Consider the following 26,471-nt stretch of genomic DNA (forward strand, 5'->3'; position numbering starts at 1 on the left):
GGCCCGTGGCGTGAGTGGACTGGTGGATGGAGGCGCCCGCGCCCTGGCGGCGCGGGCGCTGGGCAGGGATCGGATACTGGTCACCGGTGCGACGGGCTGGTTCGGGCGCACTGCGCTGGACCTGTTGGCCCCGCTTGGGCTGCCCACGCTGGCCCTGGCCAGCCGCGCCCGGATGATCCGGGTGGGGGATTGCGCCATCGAGTGCCGGGTGTGGGACGACCGGGAAGTGGCTGCCTTCGCGCCGACTGTCGTGCTGGACTGCGCGTTTCTCACCCGGGACCGAGTCGCGGGCATGCCCTTGGGAGACTACGTTGCTGCCAACCGCGCCCTGACCGAGCGCCTGGTCCACGCGACACGGCTGGCAGACGTACGCCTTGCGGTCACGATTTCTAGCGGAGCGGCGGTTTACCCGCACGACGCGCTCCGCGGCCCGATCCGTGACAACCCGTACGGCTACCTCAAGCACGAGGCCGAGGGTCGCCTGGTACGGGCCGCCACCGAGAGCGGGGCGGTGCCCGTGGTCGCGCGTGCCTGGAGCATCTCGGGAGCCCATGTGCAGAGGCCGGAGGCTTATGCGTTGGGTTCGATGATCCGGGCCGCAGCGGCCGGGGCCATCAGGATCACCGCGCGCCGTCCGGTATTTCGCCGCTATACCCTGGCTGAGGAGCTGCTGGCGGTGGCGATCGCGGAGGGCGGTGTCGGCCCGGCCACCATTGATAGCGGTGGTGAGCTGGTGGAGATGGCCGAGCTTGCCGCGCACATCGCCTCGGTGGTGCGTCCCGATGCGCTGATCAGCCGTGATGAGGTCGACCCCCGCGATCCGGATCGATACCACTCCGACGGTCGCGACTGGCAGCTTCGGTGCCAGCGGTGGGAATTGGCCAGCGCGCCCCTCGACCGTCAGATCGAGATCACCGCGCGTGGAGTGCTCGGCAGTAACTGACCGGTCGCTGCAGCGAATTGGCGAAATCGCCCGGTTCAGTTGTCTTATCGAGCAGGCAAGCCGGTGGCACGCCCACAGCGCCGAAACCGCGGGCGATCAACGAATCATTATGGGTCACAACAAAAGTCGAGTATTTCGGCACAGACGACAAAGGCGGCAAAGAAATCTTGCCGGGGAGCTGGCCAGGTGGCTCGCCATTTGCGATTTGGGTCGAACGCGGCCAAAAGCCAGTCCAGGCTGGTCAGCCCTCGGTATGATCCCGGAAGAATGCTTAGCGGTGGTGGATTGGATTGCGGATGCGTCTGTCGATCGTAACGACTCTGTACATGTCCGAGCCCTACGTGCTGGAGTTCTATCGGCGCGCCCGCGCGGCGGCGGACAAGGTCACCAGCGATGTCGAGATGATCTTCGTCGATGACGGCTCTCCGGACGGATCGCTCGATCGGGCGATCTCGTTGCTCGGCAGCGACCCCTGTGTGCGGGTTATTCAGCTTTCACGAAATTTCGGTCATTACAAGGCGATGATGACCGGACTGGCGCACGCGACGGGGGATCTCGTCTTTCTGATCGACTCGGACCTGGAGGAGGATCCGGGACTCCTGGAGCGGTTCTACGAGAAATTGGTGTCGACCGACGCCGACGTGGTATTTGGCTGCCAGGCTCAGCGGCCCGGCGGGTGGTGGAAGAATCTTGGCCCGAAAGTCGCCTATCGTGCCTCTGCCATGTTGTGCGACCCCCCGCTGCACGAAAACGTCCTCACGGTCCGGTTGATGAGAGCCGATTATGTGCGCAGTCTGGTCCAGCACCAGGAGCGGGAGCTGTCCATCGCCGGTCTGTGGCAGATCACGGGGTATGACCAGGTCCCCATGTCCGTGGACAAGGCGTCGAAGGGAACGTCGACATATACCTTCGCGCACCGGGTAAAGGCGCTCGTCGACAACGTCACGTCGTTTAGCAACAAGCCTTTGGTCTTCATTTTCTATCTTGGTGCCGCCATTTTCATCATTTCGAGCTTGGCGGCGGGATACCTCATCATCGACCGTCTTTTCTTTAGGACTCTGCTAGGCGGCTGGCCATCCTTGATTGTTTCCATTTGGATGTTGGGTGGCTTGACGATATTCTGCCTGGGGCTGATCGGGATTTACATTTCAAAAATATTCGCCGAAACCAAGCAGCGGCCCTACACGATTATCCGAAGAATCTATGGCCCGGACTTCGCGCAGGCGTCGCCGCCCCTCGAGGCTGCTCTTCATGTTGCTCCGCAGGCGAGTTGGGAACGTTTCGGTAAATAACTACTCGGGTGGTACAGTCGCGCAATGACCGGCCTTAACAAGTATTGATGGCTTGGCGGAAACTCGGCAGAATATATGTGCCATCAGGCACACTCGATTGGGCGCGCACGCACGCAGCGCAACCCGTTCCTGAGTGGATTGATGGCGATATTTTCCGAATCTACTTCAGCACTCGCGACGACCAGAATCGGTCCAGCATCGGTTGCGTGGTCGTTGACTTGTCGGTGGGCGGCAAGGTTCTGGATATTTCGGCAGAGCCGGTTTTGCGCCCGGGCGCTCTCGGGATGTTCGATGACTGCGGTGTTTCGATAGGATCGATTGTGCGCGTGGGCGATACGCGCTTCCTTTATTACATGGGCTGGAATCTCGCCGTGACCGTGCCATGGAAAAACGCCATCGGCCTGGCGATTAGCGAGGCGGGTGCGCAGTTCGAGCGATGGTCCACATTCCCGGTGGTTACGCTCGACGAGCGCGATCCATATTCGATTTCCTATCCGTGGGTAATTCTGGATGAAGGCAGATACCGAATGTGGTATGGCTCGAATGTGTGCTGGGAGCAGAATACAAAGAACATGGACGGACTCCCGCATGTCATCAAGAGCGCGGAATCCAGTGACGGCATTCACTGGAACAAGCACGACTTCGTCGCCGTGGATACAACCGGCTGTGACGACATCGCCGCAGCCAGACCCTGCGTGGTACGCGATCCTGAGCTGTACCGAATGTGGTACTGCGCCCGCGGCGCACGCTATCGCATTTACAGTGCCATCTCGCAGGACGGTTTGACCTGGCAGCAACTCGGTAAAGATGGCGGCATCAACGTATCGCCCGGTAGTTGGGACTCCGATATGGTTGGGTACCCGTGCGTATTCGACCATGCCGGACAGCGCTTCCTGTTGTATTCGGGAGACGGCTACGGGCGCACGGGGTTTGGTTTAGCGGTTTGGGAAGACTGATCAAGGCGTGGCGCGCCACGACCGAGTGCTCGCGCGGGTGCGTGCAGCGGGTATTGCCCGGGTCTGGGTCTTGGCTGATAGGTCTAGCCGAACGTATAGCAGCAGACTTCACCGATCCTGGCTTGTGGCCGAATGTCCAGGACGTCAAAGTAGGGACAATGAAGGATCGCATAGTTCGCCTTGACGCTGATCGCTGCGTCGTGGGTGCTCATGCCAATGAGGTTTGCCTGGAGATGCAAATACGTTATCGGAATCGTCATCTTCCTGGAGTAAACACCGGCCTGTGTGAAATCATCGACAATAATACGGCCCCGCCGTAGGTCCATCTTGCACAGCCGAGCCAGTTTTTCAGTGTCGTGCGACGCCTGAGACCACCTGCGCAGAACGGACAAGGATGGGCCTTCGTACCCGTTCGCGAGCCGCGGAACAAATAACACTGCGTTGAAAACAAGCGATGCCCCGACGACGATTCCTATGATCGCAGATGCGCCTTTAGTAAAGCGAAGTGCGACGGGGCCGGAAAACGATGCCAGTATCAAGCAGGCGGCCACGGATATCAAGTGATTCAAGTAGGAATTTCTGTAGAAAGCGTTTTGTGCGTCGTAAGCAAAAAGGATTAGCACGGGGAGTGCAATCAGTGCAGCGATGACGAACGGCTGATTCTCCTCGAATAGCTTGGTTGGCGCGATGTTTCTCAGGGGGAGTCGGAAGGATTTGCACCAGCGAAACAGCGACACCGCAAGGATGCACAGGACAAGCCCGGCCATAAAGATGATGACCAGTGAAATCAGCATGTTCATCGCCGTGATGGGGGCATTCGATGCGACGCCCGGGAGAAACCGGATCGGGAAAAGAGGCGCATAGACAAAGCTGCCGACATAGGAGCGCGCGCTGTGGAACAGCAGCAGAGCTAGCTGCCGCGCCCCAAAGTTGGAGTCGTCAAAGGCCAGGCTTTGCCAGAACGCCTCGATCTCCGGGTGCTCGGTGCAGACCGGATGATGCAGGGTCAGAGCCGGGGGGACGAAAAGCGCTAATGGGACGATTCCTGCAAGCAATCCGATCGACCCAAATCGGCGAACGGCGAGCCGCGCCAACAGGTAGGACGTGAGAGGCAAGAAAAGCAAACCCTGAATGTGCGACCACACAGACAGCGCGGCGGCCAGGATCAATCCGAGGGCGACGCCGAGGTCTCCTGGGATGCCGGTTCGTCGCCTCGTCAGCCGTCCGGCGGCCACCAGGCAGGAGAGTAGTTGGAGTTCGAGCGCAAATTCATATCGGACGAAGATCAGGCTGGCCCCGGCGACGCCGACAAACGAAGCCAGGACCAAATAGCCGGCGCCCGGATTCCGATTGCCTGCGGTCTGACGGACCACCGTGAACACCACGGCCAGCACGGCCGCGAAAGACAGAATCCGCATCTCCAGCGGCGATAACATGCGCATGGTCTGCGATAGCAGCCATGCGACGGGTTCGAGGACGACCGGCACCGCCTTGACGTTGGACGGGCACATCTCGTAGAGGCCATAAACGACGCCGTGGTCAGGGACGACGCGTCCAGACTGTTGTCGATAGGCGATCTCGTCGGGGTAGATCGGCGATAACGCCCAGACGCCCAGACAGGCGAAGGCGACGCCGGTGGCACCGAGAGCGCGGTAAAGGGGCGCCGACGACTTGGTTTCGTCGGCTTGCCCCGAGGTGGCAGCGGCGGGATCTGTCACGTCACGCTCATTCATGCGCGGAACGTCAGGATGCGCGTTAGCGCGTCGACGACGCGGTTCTGGTCCGTCTCCTGAAGTCCCACCCACATCGGCAGGCGAATGAGCCGAGAAGACAGCTCCGTAGTGACGCGCAGGTCGCCGTTGGTGCGGCCGTAGCGCCGGCCGGCCGGCGAATCATGAAGGGGCACATAATGAAAGACGGCGTTTATGCCTTCGTCAGCCAGAGCTGCCAGTACCTCCGCGCGATCAGCGCCGGGCGGCAGCAAAACGTAGTACATATGGGCGTTGTGCGAGCATCCGTCGGGGATGATTGGGCGACGTAGTAGGCCGCGCCGTTCCAGCGGTTCGAAGCTTTCGTGGTAGTGGTTCCACAAGTCCAATCTGCAGCGGGTAATCCGCTCGGCTTCCTCGAACTGAGCCCAAAGAAAGGCGGCGATCAGTTCGCTTGACAGGTAAGAGGACCCCTTGTCCTGCCAGGTGTATTTGTCAACCTCCTTGCGCAGAAAGCGGCTGCGATTGGTCCCTTTGTCCCTGAGGATCTCGGCGCGGGACATGAACTCTTCGGTGTTTACCAGTAGGGCGCCTCCCTCTCCCGAAATCACGTTCTTGGTTTCGTGAAATGAGAGGGCGCCGAGGTCACCGATGCTGCCGAGTGCCCGGCCGCGGTAGTAAGCCATTGCGCCTTGGGCGGCGTCCTCGACCACGGCGAGGTTGTGTCGCCTGGCGATCGACATGATCGCGTCCATCTCGCAGGCCACGCCAGCGTAGTGAACAGGGACGATTGCTTTGGTCCGCCGCGTGATGACATCTTCGATCTGGGTTTCGTCGATGTTGAGTGTGTCGGATCTAATGTCAACGAAGACGGGCACGCCGCCGCGCAATACGAACGCGTTCGCCGTGGAGACAAAGGTGAATGACGGCACAATGACTTCGTCCCCCTCGGCTATGTCCAGCAGCAAAGCCATCATCTCCAGCGCGGCGGTGCACGAAGGAGTGAGCAGCGCCTTGCGACAGCCGGTCTGCTCTTCGAGCCAGGCGTGACAGCGACGGGTGAAGGGGCCGTCGCCGGCGAGGTGGCCGCCGGAGTGGGCTTCGGCGATGTAGTCGAGCTCCTGACCGGTCATATACGGCCGGTTGAATGGAATTTTGTGATCCCCCATATGCGCCAACTCTCAAGCACCAGAGCGATGTTCGGCGCTCGGCACGATTGTGTGCCCGACTAGGAGAGGAAATTCCCTCGGTGGTCTGAAGATCCGGAGTGTTTTCCAGGATCGATGCATACCCTCAGTATTCTTCATATCTTCCGCAACCCCGTGCTTGGCACGGGGCGGCGCTCTGTCGCGGGGCCTATGTAGAGCCCATCGGGGGCGGCATCGCCGAGCAGCAGGACGCCCGCGCCGATCACGCACTTCGAACCGACGGTGATATGGTCACGCAGCGTCGCATTGACGCCGATAAAACATTGCTCCTCAATCATCACACCGCCGGAGACGACGATATGAGAAGCCAGGAAACTGTGGTCGCGAATCGTCGAGTGGTGTCCGATGTGGTTTCCACTCCATAACGTGACATTGTTTCCGATGCTGACGAATGGTTGAATCGTGTTGTCTTCGAGCAAGAAGACGTTGTCTCCGATCCGCCCGTCGTTCAAGATGGTAGCGTGCGAGCTGACATAGCTGGCGAGCTCATAGCCGAGGGCCTTGGCGGCTAGATACTTTTCTCTTCGCACCCCGTTCAGTTTGGCGTACGCCAGCGCCACGAACATGGCGTGCGATTCGGGCGAGAAGTGTTGTGTGACCTCGTCAAAGGCGACCAGTGGCACCCCGCAGAACTCAGCTTCGCTGGCATACTCGCGATCGACGGTGAATGCCACGACTTCATATTCCGAATCTCTCGTGAAATAGTAGTGGGCGAGTTGCGCAATGTCGCCGCCCCCGAAAATCACCAATGGTTTTTTCATGGCGCCTCCCTAACCAGAATTGTGAATTCGTAGAGTCCGTAGTCGTGCAGGAGTGCAACGCTCTTGGAGTAGCGGCGCTTGCAGAGATCGAAAAGGTCACAGGGGTCGGCATAGTAAAGGTCGTCTCGCATCTTCGAGGCGTCAGAATAGGACGTCAAGCAGTTGAAGGAGAAGCCGCGGCGACTCGCGGCATGTAGCATATCTAGGGTCGCCTCAATATAATTTCGCCACTCCGCGTCCGACCGTTCGAGACGAACGTTGAATATCCCACTGGCAACACTGTAGTCGGCTTCCCGATCCAAGTGGGATCCACAGACGAAGTCGGCATCCGTCCGGCCTTCGAAGCGTCGCGCGCCGGCACGAGCCATTTCGGCGGAGACGTCGACCCCGGTGTAGTCCACTTCGAAACCACGCCCATCGAGGTAGTCCAGCAGCGCTCCATACCCGCACCCCAGATCGTTTATCGAGAAACGATCTGCAACATCGACAATGCGCAGCAGTTGTTCGAAGCGCAGCGTCTGGCTGACTTCGCCGTTCCAATCGACGCCACGTGCCGTGGTGCCATGCTCGACAAGTTTCGATGCGTAGTAGCGGGCCACCTCGCCGAGCACGGTCGTTGCGTCGTCCGCCATGAACCTGCCTAACGATCGTGTAGGGTTCGCTGCCTGGTTTCGGAATATACCTTCGACAGATACCCGCCGATGATGACTCCAACGAAGACGACCATCCCGCATAGCGGCTAGATGGCGGCCGGCGGTGCGATTCCAGGCGTTTCGTGGGTGCCAGCGGGACCCGGATATCTTGTTCGGGCTGAGTTGTCGCGGTCCGTATTGAGCGGCACCTTGTCGGGGGTCTCGGATGTAGGACGGCTAAGGCCATGTCACCGAAAAGTCGTCTGTACAGCGCAATTGGCGGGGCTGGCGCTGGTATCGGTTGTGGGTAATCAGCCCAGACGTTGGCAAGGGCTCGAAGTACTGCCGGTAGCGCACGCGATAGCTGCCCGGCGGGAGGTCCTGTTTGCGCAAGTAAATGCTTGTCAGATAGCGCATCTCGTTTTCGTCTTGCGGAAAGAAGCACCCCGACTGACCGATATGGCGTCGCCGCCATTGCAAGGTTTTGCCAAAGTAGACCCGGTCCGAGGCGTGGTAGCCCAGCCGTGATCCATCTTCGGCCAAGATCGGGAGTAGCGTCTCGTGAGCGTCCGACAGCAGAGACAAGGTAAACCAGTTTTCGGCCATCCGCAGATCGGTTTCGTTGAAGACGTTGATCGGTGCCATGCCGTAGATATGCGCGCCCTCGGCGAGCGGATTGGGCCGGCCCTGGTGCCCGAGAAAGGGCGCGGGAATGGCCACCAGAAAGAACACGCCGAGAAGTGTGGCGTGCAGCAGTACGGCCCGCGCGACGGTCAGCTGTGCAGGGTCATCGCGGGCAACACCCGATGAAAGCGTGGGCCGTTTGCGAGACGACGCAGGGGAGACACCCGACAATGTGTGTCGGCGCTTCGCGATCCAGTCGTAGGCCACGATTCCGAAGCGCAACCATCTGCCCATCAGCAGAATGGGGTACATCGGCCAAAGCAGAACCACATTGCGCGCCACCCTGGTGCAGCAGTCGTACCCCGAGAGCACGTCGCCGGTAGCCTCATCGACACCCTGCGGATGGTCCATCGTCTGCTGTTCACTGATCCCAAACGACTGCAGCCAATCCAGATCTTTGCCAGCGGGTACCAGCTTAATGCGATCGAAGATGTCGACCATGCGTACAAACTGGCCACTTCGGTTGCACAGCTTGTTCTTATCGTCGAACACCACGGAGAATTCCCTTGGGGTGGTGATCCCCGTCCTTGACCAAAAGATCGCCGCCCAAAGGAGGAGCTCAATTTCCGCGAGCCACCCGAGCTTCAACAAGACCAGACTGAAAACGAAAAACGATAAGCCCCAGACGATTGCATACGCGCGCGTGATGGACCCGATCAATACGCACGGTACCAGCAACGCATACCAAGGCATCATTGACCACAGCGCCAAACGGGCCGCAAAGACGGCCCACTGGTTATCCGTTAAGAGCTGCCCCAGAGCCTCGTGAGGGCCGGTCATGAAGTTATTGGTAAATAGCAGCGGTCCGGCGGTACCGGTTTTCCAAGCAGGTTCGTTGAGGTGCATCGAAAGCGAATACAGGCAGATAAGCCAGAAGGAGAAGAGCGCCAGCCATTTAGCCGTCGTTATGCTTGCCGGACTTGGTGGGCCAGCATAATAAAGTAGTGGTCGGCGTAGTCGGGGGAAGTGCTTCAGCCCCCACCCGTCCAACGCGAAGTTCCGTCCGCTGTTCACCAACAGCAAGAGCACGGCAAGAACCGCGGCGACGTCGTTTCCCAGTGTGCTTGTGCCGAGTACAAGCTCACCAAGGTGCCATTGGATGACCACGAGAAAGATCAGCGCGTATTGACACAAGAAGCCGAGGAGGACGGCGACGCCGGCGACGAGATTCAGGATGGCAAACAACAGGATGTGTGAATCGTGGTAGTCCGCCGGGGCCAGATACCAGAACACTTCGGCCGCACGCCAGGATAGGACTACCCCGAAACCTACCCGGATCAGCGCGAACTTTGGTCCCTCAACAGCGGTCGAGGGAAGAGCCTTGCGTCCAACCTTCGCCACCCAGGCGTCGATCGGCGCTGCCACCGGTCGGCAAAACCGCACCACCAGGAAAGCGGTGGCGAGGGTGAGAAAGAAGACGAAGTAGACGTAGGGACTCATGCCTAAGAGTTCTACTCGATTCCGATGAAAGGTTCTTCGGTACTGCTGGATCCCGCTGGCGCGCCGACTCGATGTCGAGCCGGGTGGTTGTCCGGATTCGATCGATCGCGCAGGCCAACGGGTTACCGGCGCGGGGTGCTGGGGGTTGCGGTGGTGGTCCGGCGCCGAGATGACGACGGCGGGGTCTTGCTCGAAGCCGCCGACAGTCAACCGGCCGACTGGGTGGCCAAGTGTTGCGCGGTTGAGAAATCGCGTGCCCGGGTCTCGCTGAACGATTCAATGTGGCTGCGTGCCATGGGCGCGGCCGAATGCGGCCCGGGCGAGCCCTGCGCCGGCAGAATCTTTGCGGCACTACGGAAACCACTTTAGTTGTGTCCATCCGCGGCGGCCTGGGCGCACGCCGCGCTCGGCGGCGAAGCAACCTCCGGATCCGGGACCGCCGCCGAGTGATGGTGGTGCCCAACGGGCCACGAATCCGATTACCCGGCAAGCGAACCAGCCGAAATCCTGGCCGACTAGACCCGTCGGTTGTCGAAAACCATTTGCCGCGCGGTACGGTTCGACGATTGTCATGTTGGATCGTGTTGCATCAGCGCAACTTTAGGGGTGCGGTCCGCTGGCGCGCGTGCTCGGCAACCAAGCGGTCTAGACGATGGAGGCTTTCACCCGCGGCAGTGCCTCAAATAGTCCGGCGCCTCGGCGCCCACGTTGAAGAGCAGATCCAGAATTGACACGGCCGGCTCGAACGCTCCCCACAATTGCGCATACTCACGATAGCCGTCGTAGTCGTACCAGGTGAGCCGGATCCCAAGGTCGTGGAAAACGCGCTCATCGACATAAGAGCGGGCCGACGGGCCCGAGACATATTCTGTCGCTTCGGCTTGCCGGCAGAGGTCGGCCAACCTTTCGGTCTTGCCGTCGGCTAATTCATAGTCCCATGAATTCGTTAGACGGGTTTCGATGCCCAGATATCCACAAATGGCCTCTAGCAGTCGCCGGTTGAGTAGAGAGAGATTAGCGAACCGCTCTTCGAGATAAATTGGCGCGAGCCACTCGGCGATCTCCCCGAAATGAGCCGCCGCGCTGTAGTTGAATTCAAGGGCTCGCCAGTGCGACCTTGCCCAGTCAGTGCCGTCGATGAGGGTTTCCCTGATCTTCTGGTGGTAGCGCCCTTTGACCTGCACGGGAACGGTCATCCACTGCAGTCCCTGACTGGTTTTGATCCGGTTCCGGTTCCGCCAGTCACGCTTTGTGTATTGCATGTCATCGTAGATGATGAACTCATCGACAAATGCGATCATGTCAAAATACCCCCGCCAGGGAATATAATTCGATTGAACAATCGCAACTCTCTTCAACGGCAAATCTCCAAATTGGATAGAGAAATTATCGGGCCCCTAAAATCGAAAAAATTGTATCATAGACCGCACCTATTGCGATTAAAGGGAGAGGGTAAGTGTGAGCGCAGCGCCCGGTTGGGTTCTCGTCTGCGGCTCGTCCGATTGTGCGCTTCAAACCATCCGTGGGGGGAGTTCCCCCGGGTGTGGAATATTGCGTTGTGCGTTCCGGCTCAATTTCCACGCCCTCATCCGGGATCTGGACGCGTCGCGGTCAAACCCGTCGCGTCCCCGTGCAGCTCACGGCCGGAACCGCGATGATGTGTTGATCGAGCATTAACATTTGGTCGCGGTAGGTAACGTCCACGGAAGCGGTGAGCCGAAGGCCCTGTTCGTCACAACAAGAGCCCTGTTCGTCACAACAAGATTTGTCGAATTCTCCCCGACAGAACGACATGCGCACTAGATTTACCCCCTGGGGGGGTGCGCTGGGCGCCCGCTCTTGCGGAGTTTCGGATCCGAATGGAGAGCACACGTGAGTCGACCTGGGGAGGTGCCGGGGGTCACGGCGGTCCGGCAGCAGGCCGTGGGACTAGCTCGGCAATCCCCACGCACGCTGCTACTCGGTACCGTGCTGCTGACGTCGGCGGTGTCGATGGTGACGGGCATTATTTACGTCCAGTACTTCTCCATCGACGTGTTCAGCTCGCTGCTCTACGTCCCACAGGACTGCTGGCTTGACTGGGACATCAGTTTCGGTCGGCACTGCTTCAGCGACTACGCATGGCAAGCGACCGCCGCGCTTCGGCCAGATCCTTGGGAACATCTGGGTCCAGCGAACTGGCCGGGCAATCCCTACCCGCCAGCGGCGATGGTCCCGTTTCTGCTGTTCGGGCTTATCGGCAAATGGCTGCACACGCCGCAGGTGGGGTTGTTCTGCTACCTGCTGACGTTGGTGATCGCGGTCCTTACCCCCGCCGTATGGGCCAGCCGGGGTGCGCGGGGTCTTGAGCGCCTGGTGATCTTTTTGGCGTTGGGCGTGGCGGCTATCCCGGCCTGGGTCGCTGTGGATCGTGGTAATTCGACGGGTTTTCTGGCGCCGATCGCGCTGTTTTTCTTGGTGGCGTTGTGCCGACGGCGGTGGGGGCTCGTCACCATCATGGTGATTTTGGCCGCGCTGTTAAAACCCCAGCTTGTTGTGCTAGCAGTCGCCTTGTTCGCGGCACGGCAATGGCGGATGGGTGGGATCGCGGTTGTCGGAGCGGTGATCTCCAACCTGGCCGCGTATCTGTTGTGGCCGAGCAATCTACCGGAGACGATCTCGCAGTCGATTCACAATGCTCTGGGCTATGGCGCCTTCAGCGACGAGATCAGCGTCGGCAACGTGTCCTTCGGCAAGGCCCTGATGTGGATCCCGGACGGGTTGAAGCTCCTGCAGACCGGCGGCACGCTACCGGACGGTTACTTTGCCGCTCCCAGAGCCCTGATCGGGTACGCCGTCTTGCTGCTGGTCGTCGTGGCCGTTTTGGTTCTCGGGCGGCGCATCCCGCCGGTCACCGCGGGAATCGTGCTGTTAGCCGCTGCCTCACTCTTCCCGGCTGTCACCTACCGCTATTACCTGGTGTTCGTCTTGGCGGTGGCGGCGTTGGTGGTCCGCGACCCCGAGGGGCCGCCTGGAGCCGGCATATTCGACCGCCTCGGCGGCGGCCGTCGCGCCGTCGGAATCAGCGTCAGCGTCGCTGCGGCGTTAAGCCTTGCCCACGTCGCCGTACCCGGCCCGTCGTTTCCGGTGCCGGTGGCGGGTGAGCCGGGGGTTCTGACGGCATTCGGCACAAGTCCGGTCATCACTACCACGGCGGTCCTTTCGCCGGCGTTGTGGTTGGTCGCGTGCATGGTGATCATCGTGTCGTATGCACGCAAACCGGCTCGGGTAGCCTCCGCGGACGCGTCCGTCGCATTGGCGACGGTCGCAAGGTCGGTCGAAAGGTCGCTTGAAAGATCGGATGAACCGGCAACACCGGCGGTCGCCACGGCAGCGGTCAATCCGAACGACACTGTGGCCGACGTCCAAACGGTCTCCGCCAGCGGTCGGAAGCTTCCCTCGGTTTCGGATGCCAGACGGCCCGGGTAGCGCTGCGGTCGGACCCGCCATCCGGATGGTTACCGGCAGGCCGCCCGGATTGGCGATGATGGTGGCGGAGTTGCGATGTGGCGATCACACCGCCCGATCTTCGGAGCGGTGACCATCAACCGGGGAATGTCCGGCGCCCGAACAGCTCGGCTCGTTTCGCATCTCTACAGCTGACCGGCCAGCAGTGCCAGTCCTCGCAGGGCCATGTCACCCTTGGGTGCGACCTTTGCCGGCCGATTTAGGCCCGCCTGGATTGCGGCGCGCAGCGGCGCGAAACGTTGGGCCACCCCGCCGCAGAACAGGAGCTCGTCCAGCGGTCGGAACCCGACGTCCGCTGCACCCTCGATGTACGGCGCCGCGACGGCAGCGACCAGTGCCCGGACCAGGTCTTCGGCGCTGTGTGCCGCTGTGATGCCCGACCAACCACCCCCGTCAACGGTATGGAAGAGCGGGTGCGCGCGGGGAAGACCGGTCTGTGCGGGCATGGCGGCGGCGTTGGCGGCCCATCGCCACGCCGCGTCGTCTGCGCGACCGCGGGACAACAGCGCAACACCCTGCGTTAACGCTCGCCCGGCTGGCAAATGGGTCCGGGTGTGGAGCAACCTCCCGCCGAAGTAGGGCCTGATCTGGCAGCGGACGCCGGCGGGTTCGAGGGCGAGCCGGGCCACCTGGCCGCCGGTCGCGATATTGCAGGCGGTGATACCCGCGCCGAGTCCTGCGCCGAGGAGCGCCGCCTGCTGATCTCCGACCGGGGTGTAAACGGCCGCGCCCGAACCTTTGTGGACGCCGATCCTCTCCGCCACCCACGACACTCGAGGCAAGATCAGTCGCGAGCCGCCGACGAATGCCGTGATCTGCTCGGACCACGATCCGATCCCGAGGTCGTACATTCCGGAGGCCGCTGCGTCGGTGACGTGTTGTACGAACTCCGATTTCGTGGTCAGCGCCGCGGCCACCCAAGACAGCAGACTGTGCGCGCGTAACGGGCCGCCGATCGCCGAAAGATCGGTTGCGAAAATACCCGCTACGGGCAACCCCGAGCGCAGCTCGTTGCCCACGGCATGCCAGATTTCCGGTGCGAAGTTGCGGCGCAATCGATCCAGATGAGCGGTTCCGTCGCGAGTGAGCAGCGCTCGGTTGTCCTGCCACGTGACCAGCGGCAGATGCGGGACATTGTGCTCGTCGGTCAATGTCCAACCGTGCATTTGGCCGCTGAGCAGGATTCGCTCTGGACGCTCGGCCGGGGGCAACGCGGATGCGATGGCCGCTTCGACCGCGGCCAGGACTACGCCGGGGTCCAGCGTGCGGTACGGCCCATCGAGTGAGGTGAATGGGGGGAAAGGGGAGCTGCTCTCCGCGACTATGCCGGCATCGGGGCGCAGCACTGCGACCTTGACATAGGTCGCGCCGAGGTCAACGAGCAGCGAAAAGGGGGTTGCCATCCAAGTATTCCGAGACCTCGCCAACAAGTGTCTCGTCGAGCGGTTTGGGCACGATCCTCAGATCGCCCTCGTCGTGCAACACAGCGAAGTACATGACACCCTTGCGCACCTTCTTGTCGCGTTTGAGCGTGTCGACCAATTCTCGCGCTGACGGAATGGTGGGAATGGCGTAATCGGTGTTGGCGTCCAGGACGGTGCGCACCCTGGCTGCCGTTCCGGGGTTGGTCAGTCCCCACTTCACCCCAAGGAAATTGATCAGATCCATGCCCCACATCACCGCGAGTCCGTGCGGAATCTCGTTGTGGGTGAGCGCTTCAAGAGCATGGCCGAAGCTGTGGCCGTAGTTGAGCACTCGTCGCAGATCGGACTCGTGCTCGTCCTTTTCGATGACCAGTCGCTTGCTCTCCAAGGCGTTGCGGATCATCTCCAGCACACGCGGGTTGCGGTGTCCGCCAACGCTTAACGCTTCGGTGAGTTCGTCGAAAAAGGCACCCTCATTGGTGAGTGCAAGCTTGTAGATTTCGCCATAGCCCGAGTCGACCTCGATCTGCGGCAGGCTCGTCAAGAACTCCGAGCAGACGATTACGTGGCTGGGTGAGTGAAACACGCCGAGCTGGTTCTTCAGTGGTAGCACGTTGATGCTGGATTTCGCTCCGATACAACTGTCCGCCTGGCTAAGCAGCGTGGTCGGAACGAAGGTCCACCCCACTCCACGGTAGTAGATGTGACAGGCGAAAGTTGCGACATCCTGTATGACACCGCCGCCGATCGCCACAATGTGTGCTGACCGGGTTGCCTTGTTCTCCAGCAGCCAGTCAACGAAAAGGCTTACACCGGAAAGGGTTTTGCTCTCCTCGTCGGCACGTACCCGATAGGTCGGGTACGACGACAGTCCACTCAGAGCCTGGCCATAGAGGTCCACCAACGCCTCATCGATGATCACGAAGGTCTCGGGGCCCCCATCAATGAGCTCGGGCACCTGCTTGACTTCCCCGACGAAGTCCACCGGGTAATCGCCCTGCTCGGACTTGATGATCATCCGATCCTGGGTCACACGCACAAAAAACCTCCGTCAATCGTGATGCACTGGCCGGTGATGTAGGAGTTCTCATCAGATGCCAGCCAACAAATGAAGGTAGCAATCTCCTCGGGTTCGGCCAGTCGGCCTACCGGAATGCGCTCGGCCAGAGCTTGCAGCTGTTTGGCGTCGTTGTTCTGGTACGTGAGATCAGTGAGCACGAAACCCGGGGCAACGCAGTTGGCCAGCACTCCGAAAGGCCCGTACTCGACCGCGACCGCGCGTACCACTTCCTCGATCGCAGCCTTGGAGGCACTGTAGGCTACCCGCCCCATGCGGGCTCGATGGGCGTAAACGCTGGACAGGGCGACCACTCTGCCGAACCCCTCGGCTGCCATCCCGGGCAGCACGCCCTGCAGCAGTAACAGATTGGCGTTGAGGTTGACCTGTTGTGTGGTTGACCAGTTATCCGCCGAAAGCGTCTCCATCGGTTCGGGATTGTTGATGCCGGCATTGAGCACCAAAATGTCGACCGTTTGGTCCAAATTCGTGAGATAGTCGGCGACGGATTCCGGCACTGCGAGATCGAGTTCCTGACGCCCAGGCCTGAGTACCTGGATTCCTTTGGACTCCAACGTGTCAGCAACGCTGCGGCCGATGCCCCGGGCGGCGCCGGTGACAAGAGCCCTGGCCGTAGCCCTGGAAGACGACTTGGAAGGCACGTGTTTTCAGAACCAGCGGTCGTTGAGGAGTGTGCGCGGCTGGCCGGAATTGGTCACGCTTGCCTTCCCTTCTTGCATTGCACGGCGGGCAAGTCGCGGGATAACCCGGCCGCGTGTGCAAGCAGCGGTTTGCACAACGCGGCGCTGCCCCGGCTGCCAGCCAGTTTGGATCGCTGCGGGCGGCTTCTCAGTGGTGGTTCAGGACTTTCCAACGTGCGTCGAGCATTTCGATCCGCTTCGCGTCCTCGTCGGTGATGTGGCCGTAGTAGTCGCGCTTGTTGAGCAACCAGAGCAATTCGAAGTGCACCGCGTTGAGCAAGCCGTCGGCAATTGAGGCGAGGGTGCCGGCCGAGCCGTCGAACACGACCTTGCGGGTTTCGAAGCGAGTCAGGTGCACGTTGGCGACCTCGCGGATGGTGTCGAGAGTATCGCTGGATATCGCGCCGCCGAGGACCAAGTCCAGGCCCGCCTGCTTGGCCTTTTCGGCGACGGTGGTCACATACTTGGTGATTTCCGGCGAGTTGATGGTCTCGCGGGTCTGGCCGAGCGATCCGGTGAAGTCCACCCGGCCGAAGACGATGCCATGCACGCCGCGGCCTTTGGTGGCCAGCTCAAGCATGTCGTCGAGGTTGTTGTAGCCGGTGATTGTCTCCAGGTTGAACAAGAAGTCGGTGTCGAGTTCCTCGTCCGCGTCGTAGACGGCGTTCTTGGCGGCGATGTATTTCGATAGCGCGTATGCGGATTCCACCATGGGCGCGACGATGTAGCGCACACCGATTTGCTTGGCCTCCAATAGGTCACGCATGGCCTCGCAGCCGCCAACCTTGACGGTCAGCGGCAGCCCCGCGGAACGGGCGATATCGACCAGACGCAGCAACTCGTCAATGCGGGTCCCCTCGGCCTCGAATTCCGCTTTGACGCTCACCACGCCGTGTTTTTCCTTACCTACGCGCAGAATTTCGGCCATCTGCCGTTCGGTCTTGTTCACCATGCCTCCCCTGGTAATGCCTCGCAACGAGTGTGCCGAGTATAACCGCCGGTCACGCGGCCCCGTGGCCAATTTGCGCAGGAAAACCCGCCTCCGAGCGCGCAATTGAGCGTGCGATTGAGCCTACTCGGTGCGGATACAAGTACTTTCCCGGTGATCGTGTCCAACGAGCGGTTCAGGCTTGTGGTAGTGCAGCGCAGAGGTACGCGGTCACCCGTTCCTCGACATCGGCAGGAAGGTCGGGGCTCATCCTGTGCAACGGGTTCGATTTCATCGAGCCGTCCGCCTGAACCGCAGAAGTGATCTTGGGATAGTACGTCTGGTCGGGGTCGATGGGCACCTCGATCAGCGCCGGGCCATCCCCATCCATCAGCGAGCGGATCACCGGGTCATCCAGTCCGACCGCGGCGTCGAGTCGCGCGAACGGAATTCGGAATGCCCGTGCCAAGTCCTCCCAGTTCGGCAGGCCGAGCCCGGTCTGGGCATCGCAGCCGATCCAGGCGCCGCCGAAGTAGTTCCGTTGTGTCATCCGGATCGACGCGTAGCCATTGTTGTTGAGTACAAAAACCTTGACGTTGGCTGCTGTCGCCGCCAGCGTGCCGAGCTCCTGGAGGTTTTGCGCAAACCCGCCATCTCCCTCGCTCAACAGCACTTGACGTCCGGGGTTGGCCAGGGCCGCCCCGATCGCTCCGGACAGCCCGTAGCCCATGGCCGCGATCGACTTGTTCGAGATCAGCTGTTGCTCGGCCCGCTGCTGTAGAGCCTGCATGGAGACGGTGAACGAACCGCCGCTGCTGCAGGGCAGAATGATGGCATCGGGCTCGGCAACTTCGGCCAATCGCATCGCGAACTCGTAAGGCTTGACGTACCCGGGGGCGGTGACGTTCTGTGGATCGTTCAGCGGCAGTTCGGCACGCACCGACGCAATGAACTCCCGCCACGCCTGCCAGCCGTCGGGGGCACCAAGGTCAGCGGCGTACAGGGCGGCCAAGAAGCGGTCCGCGTCTCCTCGCAGTGCGACGTCGACCCGTGGATGACCCTTGGTCAGTTCGGCGACGTCGATGTCGACCTGCACGACTCGCCCGATCGGCACGAACTCTTGCCACGCGAATCCCGTCTGTTGCAACCCCAGCCGGGTGCCGACTGCGACCACCAGGTCGGCCTGCTGAATGAGGATGTTGGCGGCTCGTTGCCCCCAGGTATTCGGACGTCCGGCATACAGCGGGTGTTCGCTGGACAGCCGGTCCGCGCCGTGCCACGTGGTCATGAGCGGTACACCGGCGGCTGCCGCCCGCTCACCCAGAGCCCGTACTGCCCCGCGGCTAACGCCGCCGCCGATCAAGATGACCGGGCGCTCCGACTCGCGCACCAACGCGGCGATCTGCTCAACGTCGGCTCCGGATACCTCCGGTTGAGCGGCCTCCTCGGGGATGGCAACCGGATCCTGCCCGGGCAACGGAAGGGCCGCCTGCGCGTCCAGGCAGACTTCGAGGAATACCGGGCCCTGCCGCGGTGAACGTCCGTCGAGCACGGCGTCCAAGATCAGCTCGCGGCCCACCGGATGCTCGATTCTAAGTGCCCGCTTGGTCACGCTGCTGACCAGCTCTATGCCGTCGATTTCCTGGATACCCCGCTGGCGCACCACGCCACGGCTCAGATCACTGCTCTTGACCTGTCCGCCCAACACTAAGAGTTCACGACTTTCCTGCCAGGCGCCCGCAATCCCGGTCAGCGCATTGGTGATGCCGGGACCCGCCGTCACCAGCGCCAGCGCACGGCCGCCTCCCTGGCCGCGGGAGGCGTTGAAGTATTCCACCGCGATCGCCGCACCCACCTCGTGTACGAACGGCACGCAGACCATCCGGGTGCGTACCGAATTCAGTAGGTGCATGATGTTGCCGCCCGCAACGAAGAAACAGTGCGTATAGCCGGCACCTACCAGCCAGTCGACCAGCTGATCCGAATACTTGGCGGGCTGGGCGGGGGCGTTCGCGGCGGCCGGACTCACATGCCCACCTTTCGGGTGACGACGAAGTTGGGGCGCTGCTTGACCTCCTCGTAGATGAGCGCGAGGTACTCGCCGACGACCCCGAGGAGCAGGGTGACCACCCCGAAGCCGACCAGCATCAGACCTACCAGCGAGCCGAAGCCCGGGAAGGGAACCCCATAGAAGACGAAGCGCACGGCAAGTACCAACACCGCGATTGCGGCAATGGCACTCAACAGGAAACCGGTGAGGGTGATAAGTCTTAGTGGCACATACGAGTGCGCGAGAATCCCCTTGCCCGCCAGGTCCATCACCTTGAAGGTGTAGGCCTTGGACTCCCCGGCGAAGCGGGGTGCCCGCTTCATCGGTAGCCCAATCGATTTGAAACCGACCCACGAGAACAACCCCCGCACGAACCGGTTGCGCTCGTCCATCGAACGAACCGCTTCATAGACCTTGCGGTCTACAAGGCGAAAATCGCTGGCGTTGCTGGTAATCCGGTCGTCGGTAAGCCTGCCCGCCAGCCAGTAGAACAGCTGAGAGTTCATTCGGCGGACAGGTCCCACGCCGCCCCGCTCGGTGACCACTCCGTAGACGTTCTCGTAGCCCTGTTCCCATGCACGGATCATTTCCGGGATGAACTCCGGCGGGTCCTGCAGATCGGCGGTCATCAGCACAACAGCGTCGGCGTCAACCACATTGAGGCCAGCGGTCAGACCGCCGTCCATCCGAAAATTGCGGGCCAGCTGCAAGATCTTGAACCGAGGGTCGGCCGCGCGGATGGCGAGCAGCTTGTCCATCGTGTCGTCACTGGAGCCGTTTTCCACGATGATTGCCTCGAAGTCGTACGCAGGCTCGGAGTCGAACACGGCGGCCAGCTGGCGCGCCAATTCCTCAACGCATTCGCTTTCGTTATAGGCGGGGGCTATCACGGCGATCTTTTTCCTCGTTCCCGCACCTGCTCCCACGCTCACTCCCATACTTTCCACGGCGGGTTTCCGCTGTTCCACAGGTTATTCAGCAGTTGCGACTCCCGGAAGGTGTCCATCGGCTGCCAGAACCCGTGGTGCGGGAACGCGGCGATCTGGTGATCTTCGGCCATCCGGCGCAGCGGCTTGTCCTCGAGGACGGTTTCGTCACCCTCGAGGTAGTCGAACACGCCCTTCTCGAAGACGAAGTAGCCGATGTTGATCCAGTCTTCGGTCTTCGGCTTCTCTCGGAACTTTGCGACCGCGCCGTCCCGCTCCAGGTCGATGACCCCGAACCGGCTCATCGGCTGGGTAGCCGTCACCGTCGCGATCTTGCCGTGTGCGCGATGGAACTCCAGCAACGCGGGTATATCCACGTCGGCGATACCGTCGCCGTAGGTGCACAGGAACGGCTCATCGCCAACGTACTTGTGGATGCGTTTGATCCGGCCGCCTGTCATCGTGCTCAAGCCGGTGTCGGCTACGGTCACCCGCCAGTTGAATTCGTCGTGCGAGCCGTGATACTGGATGCTCGACTGGTCGCCCAGGGTGATGGTGAAGTCCAGATTGGACACCCCATAGTTCGAGAAGTAGTCCTTGATGTACTCGCTCTTGTATCCGGTGCACACTACAAACTCGGAGATCCCATGGTGCCCCAGGATTTTCATGATGTGCCACAGCACCGGCCGGCCCCCCACCTCGACCATTGGCTTGGGGCGGAACTCGGTTTCCTCGCGCATACGGGTACCGAGGCCACCCGCGAGGAGCACGGCTTTCATGATGGAGTGTCCAATCTCAATGTATGCATTCCCCCGAAGCGGTTTCGCTGACGCAGCGTCGCGCAGGTGACACACTAGCAATGTCGCGAGACGCAGGGTGGCGTTTCGAGATCGCGGCGTAATGTATGGATTCCAACGCTTGAGGAGCACTCATTTCAAGACTCGATACCGATGGTTACGGGGAGGACGGGCTCGAGGAGGATCGCCAGGACATCCTCGCGGCGGTTCGCGGGTACGCAAAGCGCAAGCTAGCAACATCGGAGTTCATCGCTGGTTCTACGCCGGTCCCGGTGTCGGGCAAGGTGCTCGATGCCGAGGATTTCGCGGCGCTGGTGGACGCCTCACTTGATGGATGGTTGACCGCGGGCCGGTTCCATCCCCTCTTCGAACGCGCGCTGTCCCGCTATGTGGGCGCCCGCGACGCCGTCTTTGTCAACAGTGGCTCGAGCGCCAACCTGTGTGCACTGAGCGCGCTGACCAGCCCAAAGCTGGGGAAGAACAAGAAGAGGTTCGGAAAGCGGCCGTTGGAGCCCGGTGACGAGGTGCTGACGGTGGCCTCCGGTTTTCCCACCACGGTCAACCCGATCATCCAGAACCAACTGCGACCCGTCGTCGTCGACATTGAGCTGGGGACCTACGACGCGGTGCCGGAGCGGCTCCGGGAGGCGGTCGGGCCCAAGACGCGGGCTATCATGATGGCGCACACGCTGGGCAATCCGTTCGACCTGGACACCGTCCAGGAGCTGTGCGACGAGCATGGTCTGTGGTTGGTCGAGGACTCCTGCGATGCGCTCGGCTCGACCTATGACGGCAAACGCACCGGAAGTTTCGGCGACACCGCGACCGTGAGCTTCTATCCCGCACACCACATCACTACCGGCGAGGGTGGCGCCGTGTTCGTCAAGTCGGCACTGGTCCGCAAACAGGTCGAATCGTTCCGCGACTGGGGGCGGGACTGTTATTGCGCACCGGGAAACGACAACACGTGCCAGAAGCGGTTCGAGTGGCAACTCGGCGATCTACCAAAGGGCTACGACCACAAATACATCTACAGCCATATTGGATACAACTTGAAAGCCACGGACATGCAGGCCGCGTTGGGGTTGTCCCAGTTGGCAAAGCTCGATGGCTTCGTCCAAGCGCGCAAGGAAAACTTCGATTACCTGAGCGCGCGACTTTCCGGGGTCGAAGGACTTATCCTGCCGGTCGCCACACCTAAATCAGATCCGTCCTGGTTCGGCTTCCCGATCACCCTCGATCCCGAGCACCCGGTGGAGCGCACCAAGTTCATGCGCTTCCTCGATGAGCGCAAGATCGGCTTTCGCCAGCTGTTCGCTGGCAACCTGGTGAAGCAGCCGGCGTATCGCAACGTTGACTTCAGGATCGTCGGCGACCTGACCAACACCGACATTGTGATGAATCGGACCTTCTGGGTGGGCACTTTCCCGGGTCTGACCAGGCCGATGCTGGACTTCGTGGCGGATTCGATCCGCGAGTACATGGCCGAGGCCGCGCGATAGCCGTGCACTACCTGATCACGGGCCATACCGGGTTCAAGGGACCCTGGCTGACGTTGCTCCTGCTTAGCCGCGGACATCAGGTTTCCGGTCTGGCCCTCGACCCGGAGCAGGGCAGTCTTTTCAAGCGCGCCGGGCTTGCCGACCAGCTCGTGTCCGATTTGCGAGTCGACATCCGTGAGGTCGAGGCCACCACGGCGGCGTTACAGGCGGTCGCGCCGGACGTCGTGATCCACCTGGCAGCCCAGTCGCTGGTCCGCGAGTCCTACCGCAACCCGCACTACACGTACGAGACCAACGCGATGGGCACACTCAACGTCTTGGAGGCCGTCGGCGCCACCCCTTCGGTGCGTGCGCATGTCGTCATCACCACCGACAAGGTCTACCGCAACGTCAACCAAGAGGCCGGCTATGTCGAAACCGACCCGCTGGGTGGAGACGACCCCTACAGCGCGTCGAAGGCTATGGCTGACCTATTGGCTCAATCGTGGGTCCGGAGCTTCCCCGGTTGCCCCACTGCCATTGCACGTGCTGGCAACGTCATCGGTGGGGGCGACATCAGTCGCGACCGATTATTCCCAGACCTGGTGGCCGCCTACGCGCAGGGCCAGGCTCCACGCCTGAGATTCCCCCGGGCCGTGCGCCCTTGGCAGCACGTACTCGACTGCCTTAGTGGCTACCTCGCCCTCGCCGACGCGCTGCTGGCCGGATCCGGTTTGGGCCAGTGGAACTTTGGGCCGGGCCGCGACAGCTTTGTCGAGGTCGGCCAGGTGGCCACGTTGGCGGCCGACCTGTGGGGCGGCGGCGCCCACTGGGACGTTGACAGCGGAGAACACCCGCACGAGGCGCATCTGCTTGCGCTCGACGCCGGCAAAGCCGAGGCGGAACTGGGCTGGCGTAATCGGCTCGGCTTCCGCGATGCCGTGGCATGGACAATCGGCTGGGAGCGGCGTGTGTACGACGGCGCCGATCCGTTGGCAATAACTCGGGACCAGATCGCCGCATTCGAAGGCCTGGAATGACCGAATTCGACCTGCCACCGGAATCGGCGCCGCCCGGTCCATTGATCCGGCTCTTTCACGACCAGCGAGTCGCCTTCTTGGTGGTCGGGGGAATCAACACGGTGGTTGGGTTCGCGATCTTCGTCGCCTGCTCGGTGATGGTGGGCCAATTCGTCGACCACCGGTTCGGCAAGACCGTCGCGGCGTTGGTAACCCTCGGCATCGCGCATGTGCTGAGCGTCCTGTTTGCCTTCGTCATGCACCGGCAGTTCGTATTCCGCGTTCGCGGACACGTGCTGCGCGATCTGGTGCGGTTCGAAAGTGTCTATCTCACCGCCCTGGCCATCAATGCCATCGCACTACCCTTACTGGTTGAGCTGGGCATGTCCCGGATACCGGCGCAGGCGATCATTGTCGCGTCCGCGACACTCCTAAGCTATTTCGGTCACCGGCACTTTTCGTTTCGGCGCAGCGCCGCCGAAATTCAGGGCGAGGCGCCGAATATCGAGCGCACGTAGAGCGTGCAACCATCACAGCCATCGGTGATGGGGGCGGTGCGAAACTGCTCGCCTATCAGTTCGGACAGCTGCGGGTAGATACGGGGCAACGTCACCGATGGCGGAAGGCAATAACCGAGCGGGTGCTCGGGGCGCACACCGGGGCATTGTGGGCGCGTCACGTTCGTCGCGTCGACGACGCAACTAGCCCGGTCGATTCCGCTGCGTATCACCGGCTCGGCGGAGTCGCGGATGGCGGGACTAATCGCCATGCCGAGCACGTTTGGGTACGGGATCGTGCTTTGCCAGTCCTGCGCAATGTAGATCTCGGGCGCCCAGCCCCAGACCAGGGCGGATGAGCCGGGCGGGCACACACGGGCGATGCTGGAGTTGCGGTTGACCGAATTGGCCGAAAGCGCTGCGATCGCCCGTTGCGGTGACAGTGGTCGCCAGCGATCCATCACATAGCCGGCCAGGAGTATGACGACCGCGACCACGGCCAACGTGCAGGCCAGCACACGTATCGACAACCGCTTGGGAACCAGTTGAGCACCGGGTCTGACCGGCATCGTGACGGCCAGACCGAGAGCCCCAAACAGCAGGATGAGGTAGTGCGGGAAGCCCATGCCCCCGATCAGTACGGATACCAATCCGCCGCCGATGAGCACGATGCGGGCCACGTTGGACCGTCTGTCGCTATGACGGGCAAGCCAGACGACCACGGCGACTAAGACCAGCAAATAACCCGCTGCCCAGGTGAACGCGGCCCAGGTGTGGATGAGTTTCTGCAGCGCGGTAGGGCCGCCAGCATAGGACCCCAGGAAGGAGAGGGTCTGGTCGACGAGATCCCAGTTGGTCGCGGGTGAGGCCACGATCGTCAGCACGATCGCCGCGATGGGCAGCGCCGCGCCCGCCAGCCACCAAAACAGTGATACGACAGTGCGTCTAGTGTTGGTGTGCAACACGATCAGTTGTGCCACGGCGAATGCGACGGCCAGGGGCGCGACCTGGAACTTGGCGCCGAGCGCGAGGCCGGCCAGCGTGCCAAGGACGGCGAACAGCCAGGGCCGCTTCGCCAATCGCTCACGCCTCACCAACGCCGACATCACGACGAGCAGCGTGGGCAGGTATTCGGTGCTGAGCGCGCCGAAGTCCACAGCGTCGCCTACCGGGAAAATCGCGGCAACAGGGAACCACCACCAGGCGATGACCACGCACGCGAGACCGAAACCAATCGCGCGGGAAGCGACGACAAGCAAGGCGGCGGCGGTGAGCCCGAGCAGGACCGCGGCCAGCATATGGGCGAACGCGAGGTTCAGCGGCGCACCGAGGACGGCCAGGCCTGTCAGGAACAACGTCCAATACGGTCCGGTTGTACCGGTGATCCAGGTGCTGAACGGAACCGGCGAGTGGCGTGCCGCGCGTGCCTGCACCAATAGCTCAGCCTCGTCGGGGTTGAGGTAATTCCACTCGCCGATCTGCTGGCCCCGCAGCAACGCGGTGATCGCTACAAATCCGACGGCAACGGCGAGGTACCAAAGGGCTGACCGCAGGCGACCGTCAACCCTGTCATCCAGCACCGTCACAGGGGGGACTTCGCTACTAGCTCCGGCGATGCGTGCAAACCCGGTTCGGCATTGACGTATTCACCGCGCTCTGACGAGAATACGGTCATCGGGTGATGCCGGTTCGCTCGCCTGGCTCGTCGTGGGGGAAGTCGTGTTCACCGAGTTCGTCTACGTGGTAGACCGGCGGCGCGGCGTGCTTCATGTTGCCAGTTCTCGTTTTTCGGCGACACACGCGTACTGCAGGAAAACTCCATCGGCGAAGTGGCCCAAGCTCAAAGCGATGAACAACGCGCCGAAAGGCCCCAAGAAGGGATTGATGCCTTTGATGCGCCGCATGGAATAGCCCGCGTCCTCGAACATCCGCACCATGCTGCTGCGCGTGAAGAAGCGCAGATGTGTGCGGTCGAAGATGCCAAAGTCCTCCTGCGGGAAGTCTCTTCGGAATACCACCTTGCCCAGCGCGGGCAAGTAGCGGATGTTCGGAATCGAGGCAACTACAACACCGCGAGGGTTGAGCTTGCACCTAACCCTAGTGAGGGTGTCACGCGGATCCACCAAGTGCTCTAGCACGTCGTTGCAGATCACTGCGTCAAAGTAGTCGTCGGGTAACTCGGCGATCCGCTGGTTCGCGTCACCGGCCAGGACATGATCAAGGATGCCGCCGGCGCGCTGTGCGGCTTCTTCGTTGTACTCGATGCCCCAAACTTCCGCACCGGTGCTGTCCTTGATCGCGGCGCCGAATACGCCTTCGCCGCAACCGAGTTCGAGCACGCGCTGGGCGTCGGGGGGAATGAAGCGCAACATCTCGGGCCGCTGGTGACCGTAATACTCGGTGACACTTTTTGATTCCGGCAATATGCGCATCATCTATCCGTCCCGAAGCGCGAACAA

Annotated in this window: 22 protein-coding genes; 7 read left to right on the forward strand and 15 right to left on the reverse strand. The window is 61.7% G+C overall.

Annotated features, from left to right (window positions below):
- Positions 1 to 22: 22 nt before the first annotated feature.
- The 3 genes from MB901379_RS10345 to MB901379_RS10355 all read left to right on the forward strand — a co-directional run bounded on the left by MB901379_RS10345 (position 23) and on the right by MB901379_RS10355 (position 3,191).
- The gene (locus MB901379_RS10345; protein WP_232022036.1) at positions 23 to 943 is read left to right on the forward strand and encodes an NAD-dependent epimerase/dehydratase family protein; all 921 of its coding nucleotides are present in this window, start codon (positions 23 to 25) and stop codon (positions 941 to 943) included.
- A gap of 296 nt (positions 944 to 1,239) precedes the next feature.
- On the forward strand, positions 1,240 to 2,235 hold the full coding sequence (gene losA, locus MB901379_RS10350; RefSeq protein WP_158016624.1) for a glycosyltransferase LosA: 996 nt from the start codon (positions 1,240 to 1,242) through the stop codon (positions 2,233 to 2,235).
- Positions 2,236 to 2,282: 47 nt separating this feature from the next.
- The gene (locus MB901379_RS10355) at positions 2,283 to 3,191 is read left to right on the forward strand and encodes a mmar_2318 family lipooligosaccharide biosynthesis protein (protein ID WP_158016625.1); all 909 of its coding nucleotides are present in this window, start codon (positions 2,283 to 2,285) and stop codon (positions 3,189 to 3,191) included.
- An 83-nt stretch (positions 3,192 to 3,274) separates the two neighbouring features.
- Here MB901379_RS10355 and MB901379_RS10360 read toward each other — a convergent pair whose 3' ends face one another.
- The 6 genes from MB901379_RS10360 to MB901379_RS10385 all read right to left on the reverse strand — a co-directional run bounded on the left by MB901379_RS10360 (position 3,275) and on the right by MB901379_RS10385 (position 10,983).
- On the reverse strand, positions 3,275 to 4,924 hold the full coding sequence (locus MB901379_RS10360; RefSeq protein ID WP_158016626.1) for a mmar_2319 family lipooligosaccharide biosynthesis protein: 1,650 nt from the start codon (positions 4,922 to 4,924) through the stop codon (positions 3,275 to 3,277).
- Positions 4,921 to 6,069, reverse strand: a complete 1,149-nt coding sequence (rffA, locus tag MB901379_RS10365) for a dTDP-4-amino-4,6-dideoxygalactose transaminase (protein WP_158016627.1) — start codon at positions 6,067 to 6,069, stop codon at positions 4,921 to 4,923. The genes MB901379_RS10360 and rffA overlap by 4 nt, the downstream gene beginning before the upstream one ends.
- Positions 6,070 to 6,203: 134 nt before the next feature.
- On the reverse strand, positions 6,204 to 6,869 hold the full coding sequence (locus tag MB901379_RS10370; protein WP_158016628.1) for an acetyltransferase: 666 nt from the start codon (positions 6,867 to 6,869) through the stop codon (positions 6,204 to 6,206).
- Positions 6,866 to 7,501 carry a class I SAM-dependent methyltransferase gene (locus tag MB901379_RS10375; RefSeq protein WP_197717881.1) on the reverse strand — a complete coding sequence of 212 codons (636 nt, stop codon included), beginning with the start codon at positions 7,499 to 7,501 and terminating at the stop codon, positions 6,866 to 6,868. Before MB901379_RS10375 ends, MB901379_RS10370 begins: the two co-directional genes overlap by 4 nt.
- 237 nt (positions 7,502 to 7,738) lie before the next feature.
- Positions 7,739 to 9,625: a thiol-disulfide oxidoreductase DCC family protein gene (locus tag MB901379_RS10380; RefSeq protein ID WP_158016629.1), complete on the reverse strand. Its 1,887-nt coding sequence runs from the start codon at positions 9,623 to 9,625 to the stop codon at positions 7,739 to 7,741.
- A gap of 662 nt (positions 9,626 to 10,287) precedes the next feature.
- Complete coding sequence (locus tag MB901379_RS10385) at positions 10,288 to 10,983, reverse strand: WbqC family protein (RefSeq protein ID WP_158016630.1); 696 nt, start codon at positions 10,981 to 10,983, stop codon at positions 10,288 to 10,290.
- A 514-nt stretch (positions 10,984 to 11,497) separates the two neighbouring features.
- On the opposite strand from MB901379_RS10385, the gene MB901379_RS10390 reads away from it, so the two are divergent.
- Positions 11,498 to 13,093 (forward strand): glycosyltransferase family 87 protein, encoded by a 1,596-nt coding sequence (locus MB901379_RS10390; RefSeq protein ID WP_158016631.1) that lies wholly within the window; start codon positions 11,498 to 11,500, stop codon positions 13,091 to 13,093.
- Positions 13,094 to 13,257: 164 nt separating this feature from the next.
- Here MB901379_RS10390 and MB901379_RS10395 read toward each other — a convergent pair whose 3' ends face one another.
- The 7 genes from MB901379_RS10395 to rfbF all read right to left on the reverse strand — a co-directional run bounded on the left by MB901379_RS10395 (position 13,258) and on the right by rfbF (position 20,997).
- Positions 13,258 to 14,535, reverse strand: a complete 1,278-nt coding sequence (locus MB901379_RS10395) for an FGGY family carbohydrate kinase (protein WP_158016632.1) — start codon at positions 14,533 to 14,535, stop codon at positions 13,258 to 13,260.
- On the reverse strand, positions 14,507 to 15,595 hold the full coding sequence (locus tag MB901379_RS10400) for a 3-dehydroquinate synthase (RefSeq protein ID WP_232022037.1): 1,089 nt from the start codon (positions 15,593 to 15,595) through the stop codon (positions 14,507 to 14,509). The genes MB901379_RS10395 and MB901379_RS10400 overlap by 29 nt, the downstream gene beginning before the upstream one ends.
- Positions 15,586 to 16,275 (reverse strand): SDR family NAD(P)-dependent oxidoreductase, encoded by a 690-nt coding sequence (locus tag MB901379_RS10405; RefSeq protein ID WP_158016633.1) that lies wholly within the window; start codon positions 16,273 to 16,275, stop codon positions 15,586 to 15,588. The genes MB901379_RS10400 and MB901379_RS10405 overlap by 10 nt, the downstream gene beginning before the upstream one ends.
- Positions 16,276 to 16,462: 187 nt before the next feature.
- Complete coding sequence (locus MB901379_RS10410) at positions 16,463 to 17,263, reverse strand: aldolase/citrate lyase family protein (RefSeq protein WP_158019080.1); 801 nt, start codon at positions 17,261 to 17,263, stop codon at positions 16,463 to 16,465.
- Between the two features lie 175 nt (positions 17,264 to 17,438).
- Entirely contained in the window at positions 17,439 to 19,271 is a 1,833-nt protein-coding gene (locus MB901379_RS10415; protein WP_158016634.1) for a thiamine pyrophosphate-binding protein, read from the reverse strand.
- A complete protein-coding gene (locus MB901379_RS10420) occupies positions 19,268 to 20,224 on the reverse strand; it encodes a glycosyltransferase family 2 protein (RefSeq protein ID WP_232022038.1) in 957 nt (318 codons plus the stop codon). Before MB901379_RS10420 ends, MB901379_RS10415 begins: the two co-directional genes overlap by 4 nt.
- Positions 20,221 to 20,997 (reverse strand): glucose-1-phosphate cytidylyltransferase, encoded by a 777-nt coding sequence (gene rfbF, locus MB901379_RS10425; RefSeq protein ID WP_158016636.1) that lies wholly within the window; start codon positions 20,995 to 20,997, stop codon positions 20,221 to 20,223. Before rfbF ends, MB901379_RS10420 begins: the two co-directional genes overlap by 4 nt.
- Before the next feature lie 152 nt (positions 20,998 to 21,149).
- On the opposite strand from rfbF, the gene rfbH reads away from it, so the two are divergent.
- Genes rfbH through MB901379_RS10440 form a run of 3 tightly spaced genes read left to right on the forward strand, consistent with a single transcriptional unit; the run spans position 21,150 to position 24,033 of the window.
- Positions 21,150 to 22,517 (forward strand): lipopolysaccharide biosynthesis protein RfbH, encoded by a 1,368-nt coding sequence (gene rfbH / locus MB901379_RS10430; protein ID WP_158019081.1) that lies wholly within the window; start codon positions 21,150 to 21,152, stop codon positions 22,515 to 22,517.
- 2 nt (positions 22,518 to 22,519) lie between these two features.
- Positions 22,520 to 23,536 (forward strand): CDP-glucose 4,6-dehydratase, encoded by a 1,017-nt coding sequence (gene rfbG / locus MB901379_RS10435; RefSeq protein ID WP_158016637.1) that lies wholly within the window; start codon positions 22,520 to 22,522, stop codon positions 23,534 to 23,536.
- The gene (locus MB901379_RS10440; protein WP_158016638.1) at positions 23,533 to 24,033 is read left to right on the forward strand and encodes a GtrA family protein; all 501 of its coding nucleotides are present in this window, start codon (positions 23,533 to 23,535) and stop codon (positions 24,031 to 24,033) included. Before rfbG ends, MB901379_RS10440 begins: the two co-directional genes overlap by 4 nt.
- Here the strand turns inward: MB901379_RS10440 and MB901379_RS10445 are convergent.
- Positions 24,000 to 25,598: a hypothetical protein gene (locus MB901379_RS10445; RefSeq protein WP_158016639.1), complete on the reverse strand. Its 1,599-nt coding sequence runs from the start codon at positions 25,596 to 25,598 to the stop codon at positions 24,000 to 24,002. The two genes, MB901379_RS10440 and MB901379_RS10445, sit on opposite strands and share 34 nt — an antisense overlap.
- Before the next feature lie 180 nt (positions 25,599 to 25,778).
- Positions 25,779 to 26,444 carry a class I SAM-dependent methyltransferase gene (locus MB901379_RS10450; RefSeq protein WP_158019082.1) on the reverse strand — a complete coding sequence of 222 codons (666 nt, stop codon included), beginning with the start codon at positions 26,442 to 26,444 and terminating at the stop codon, positions 25,779 to 25,781.
- Positions 26,445 to 26,471 lie beyond the last annotated feature (27 nt).

It is taken from the genome of Mycobacterium basiliense (assembly GCF_900292015.1).
Taxonomy (GTDB): domain Bacteria; phylum Actinomycetota; class Actinomycetes; order Mycobacteriales; family Mycobacteriaceae; genus Mycobacterium; species Mycobacterium basiliense.

Coding starts and splice junctions, on each gene's coding strand:
- MB901379_RS10380 (WP_158016629.1), bottom strand. CDS start 9,625: ATGAGTCCCTACGTCTACTTCGTCTTCTTTCTCACCCTCGCCACCGCT.
- MB901379_RS10355 (WP_158016625.1), top strand. CDS start 2,283: ATGGCTTGGCGGAAACTCGGCAGAATATATGTGCCATCAGGCACACTC.
- MB901379_RS10440 (WP_158016638.1), top strand. CDS start 23,533: ATGACCGAATTCGACCTGCCACCGGAATCGGCGCCGCCCGGTCCATTG.
- losA (WP_158016624.1), top strand. CDS start 1,240: ATGCGTCTGTCGATCGTAACGACTCTGTACATGTCCGAGCCCTACGTG.
- rfbF (WP_158016636.1), bottom strand. CDS start 20,997: ATGAAAGCCGTGCTCCTCGCGGGTGGCCTCGGTACCCGTATGCGCGAG.
- MB901379_RS10450 (WP_158019082.1), bottom strand. CDS start 26,444: ATGCGCATATTGCCGGAATCAAAAAGTGTCACCGAGTATTACGGTCAC.
- MB901379_RS10395 (WP_158016632.1), bottom strand. CDS start 14,535: ATGGCAACCCCCTTTTCGCTGCTCGTTGACCTCGGCGCGACCTATGTC.
- MB901379_RS10375 (WP_197717881.1), bottom strand. CDS start 7,501: ATGGCGGACGACGCAACGACCGTGCTCGGCGAGGTGGCCCGCTACTAC.
- MB901379_RS10370 (WP_158016628.1), bottom strand. CDS start 6,869: ATGAAAAAACCATTGGTGATTTTCGGGGGCGGCGACATTGCGCAACTC.
- rffA (WP_158016627.1), bottom strand. CDS start 6,069: ATGGGGGATCACAAAATTCCATTCAACCGGCCGTATATGACCGGTCAG.
- MB901379_RS10360 (WP_158016626.1), bottom strand. CDS start 4,924: ATGAATGAGCGTGACGTGACAGATCCCGCCGCTGCCACCTCGGGGCAA.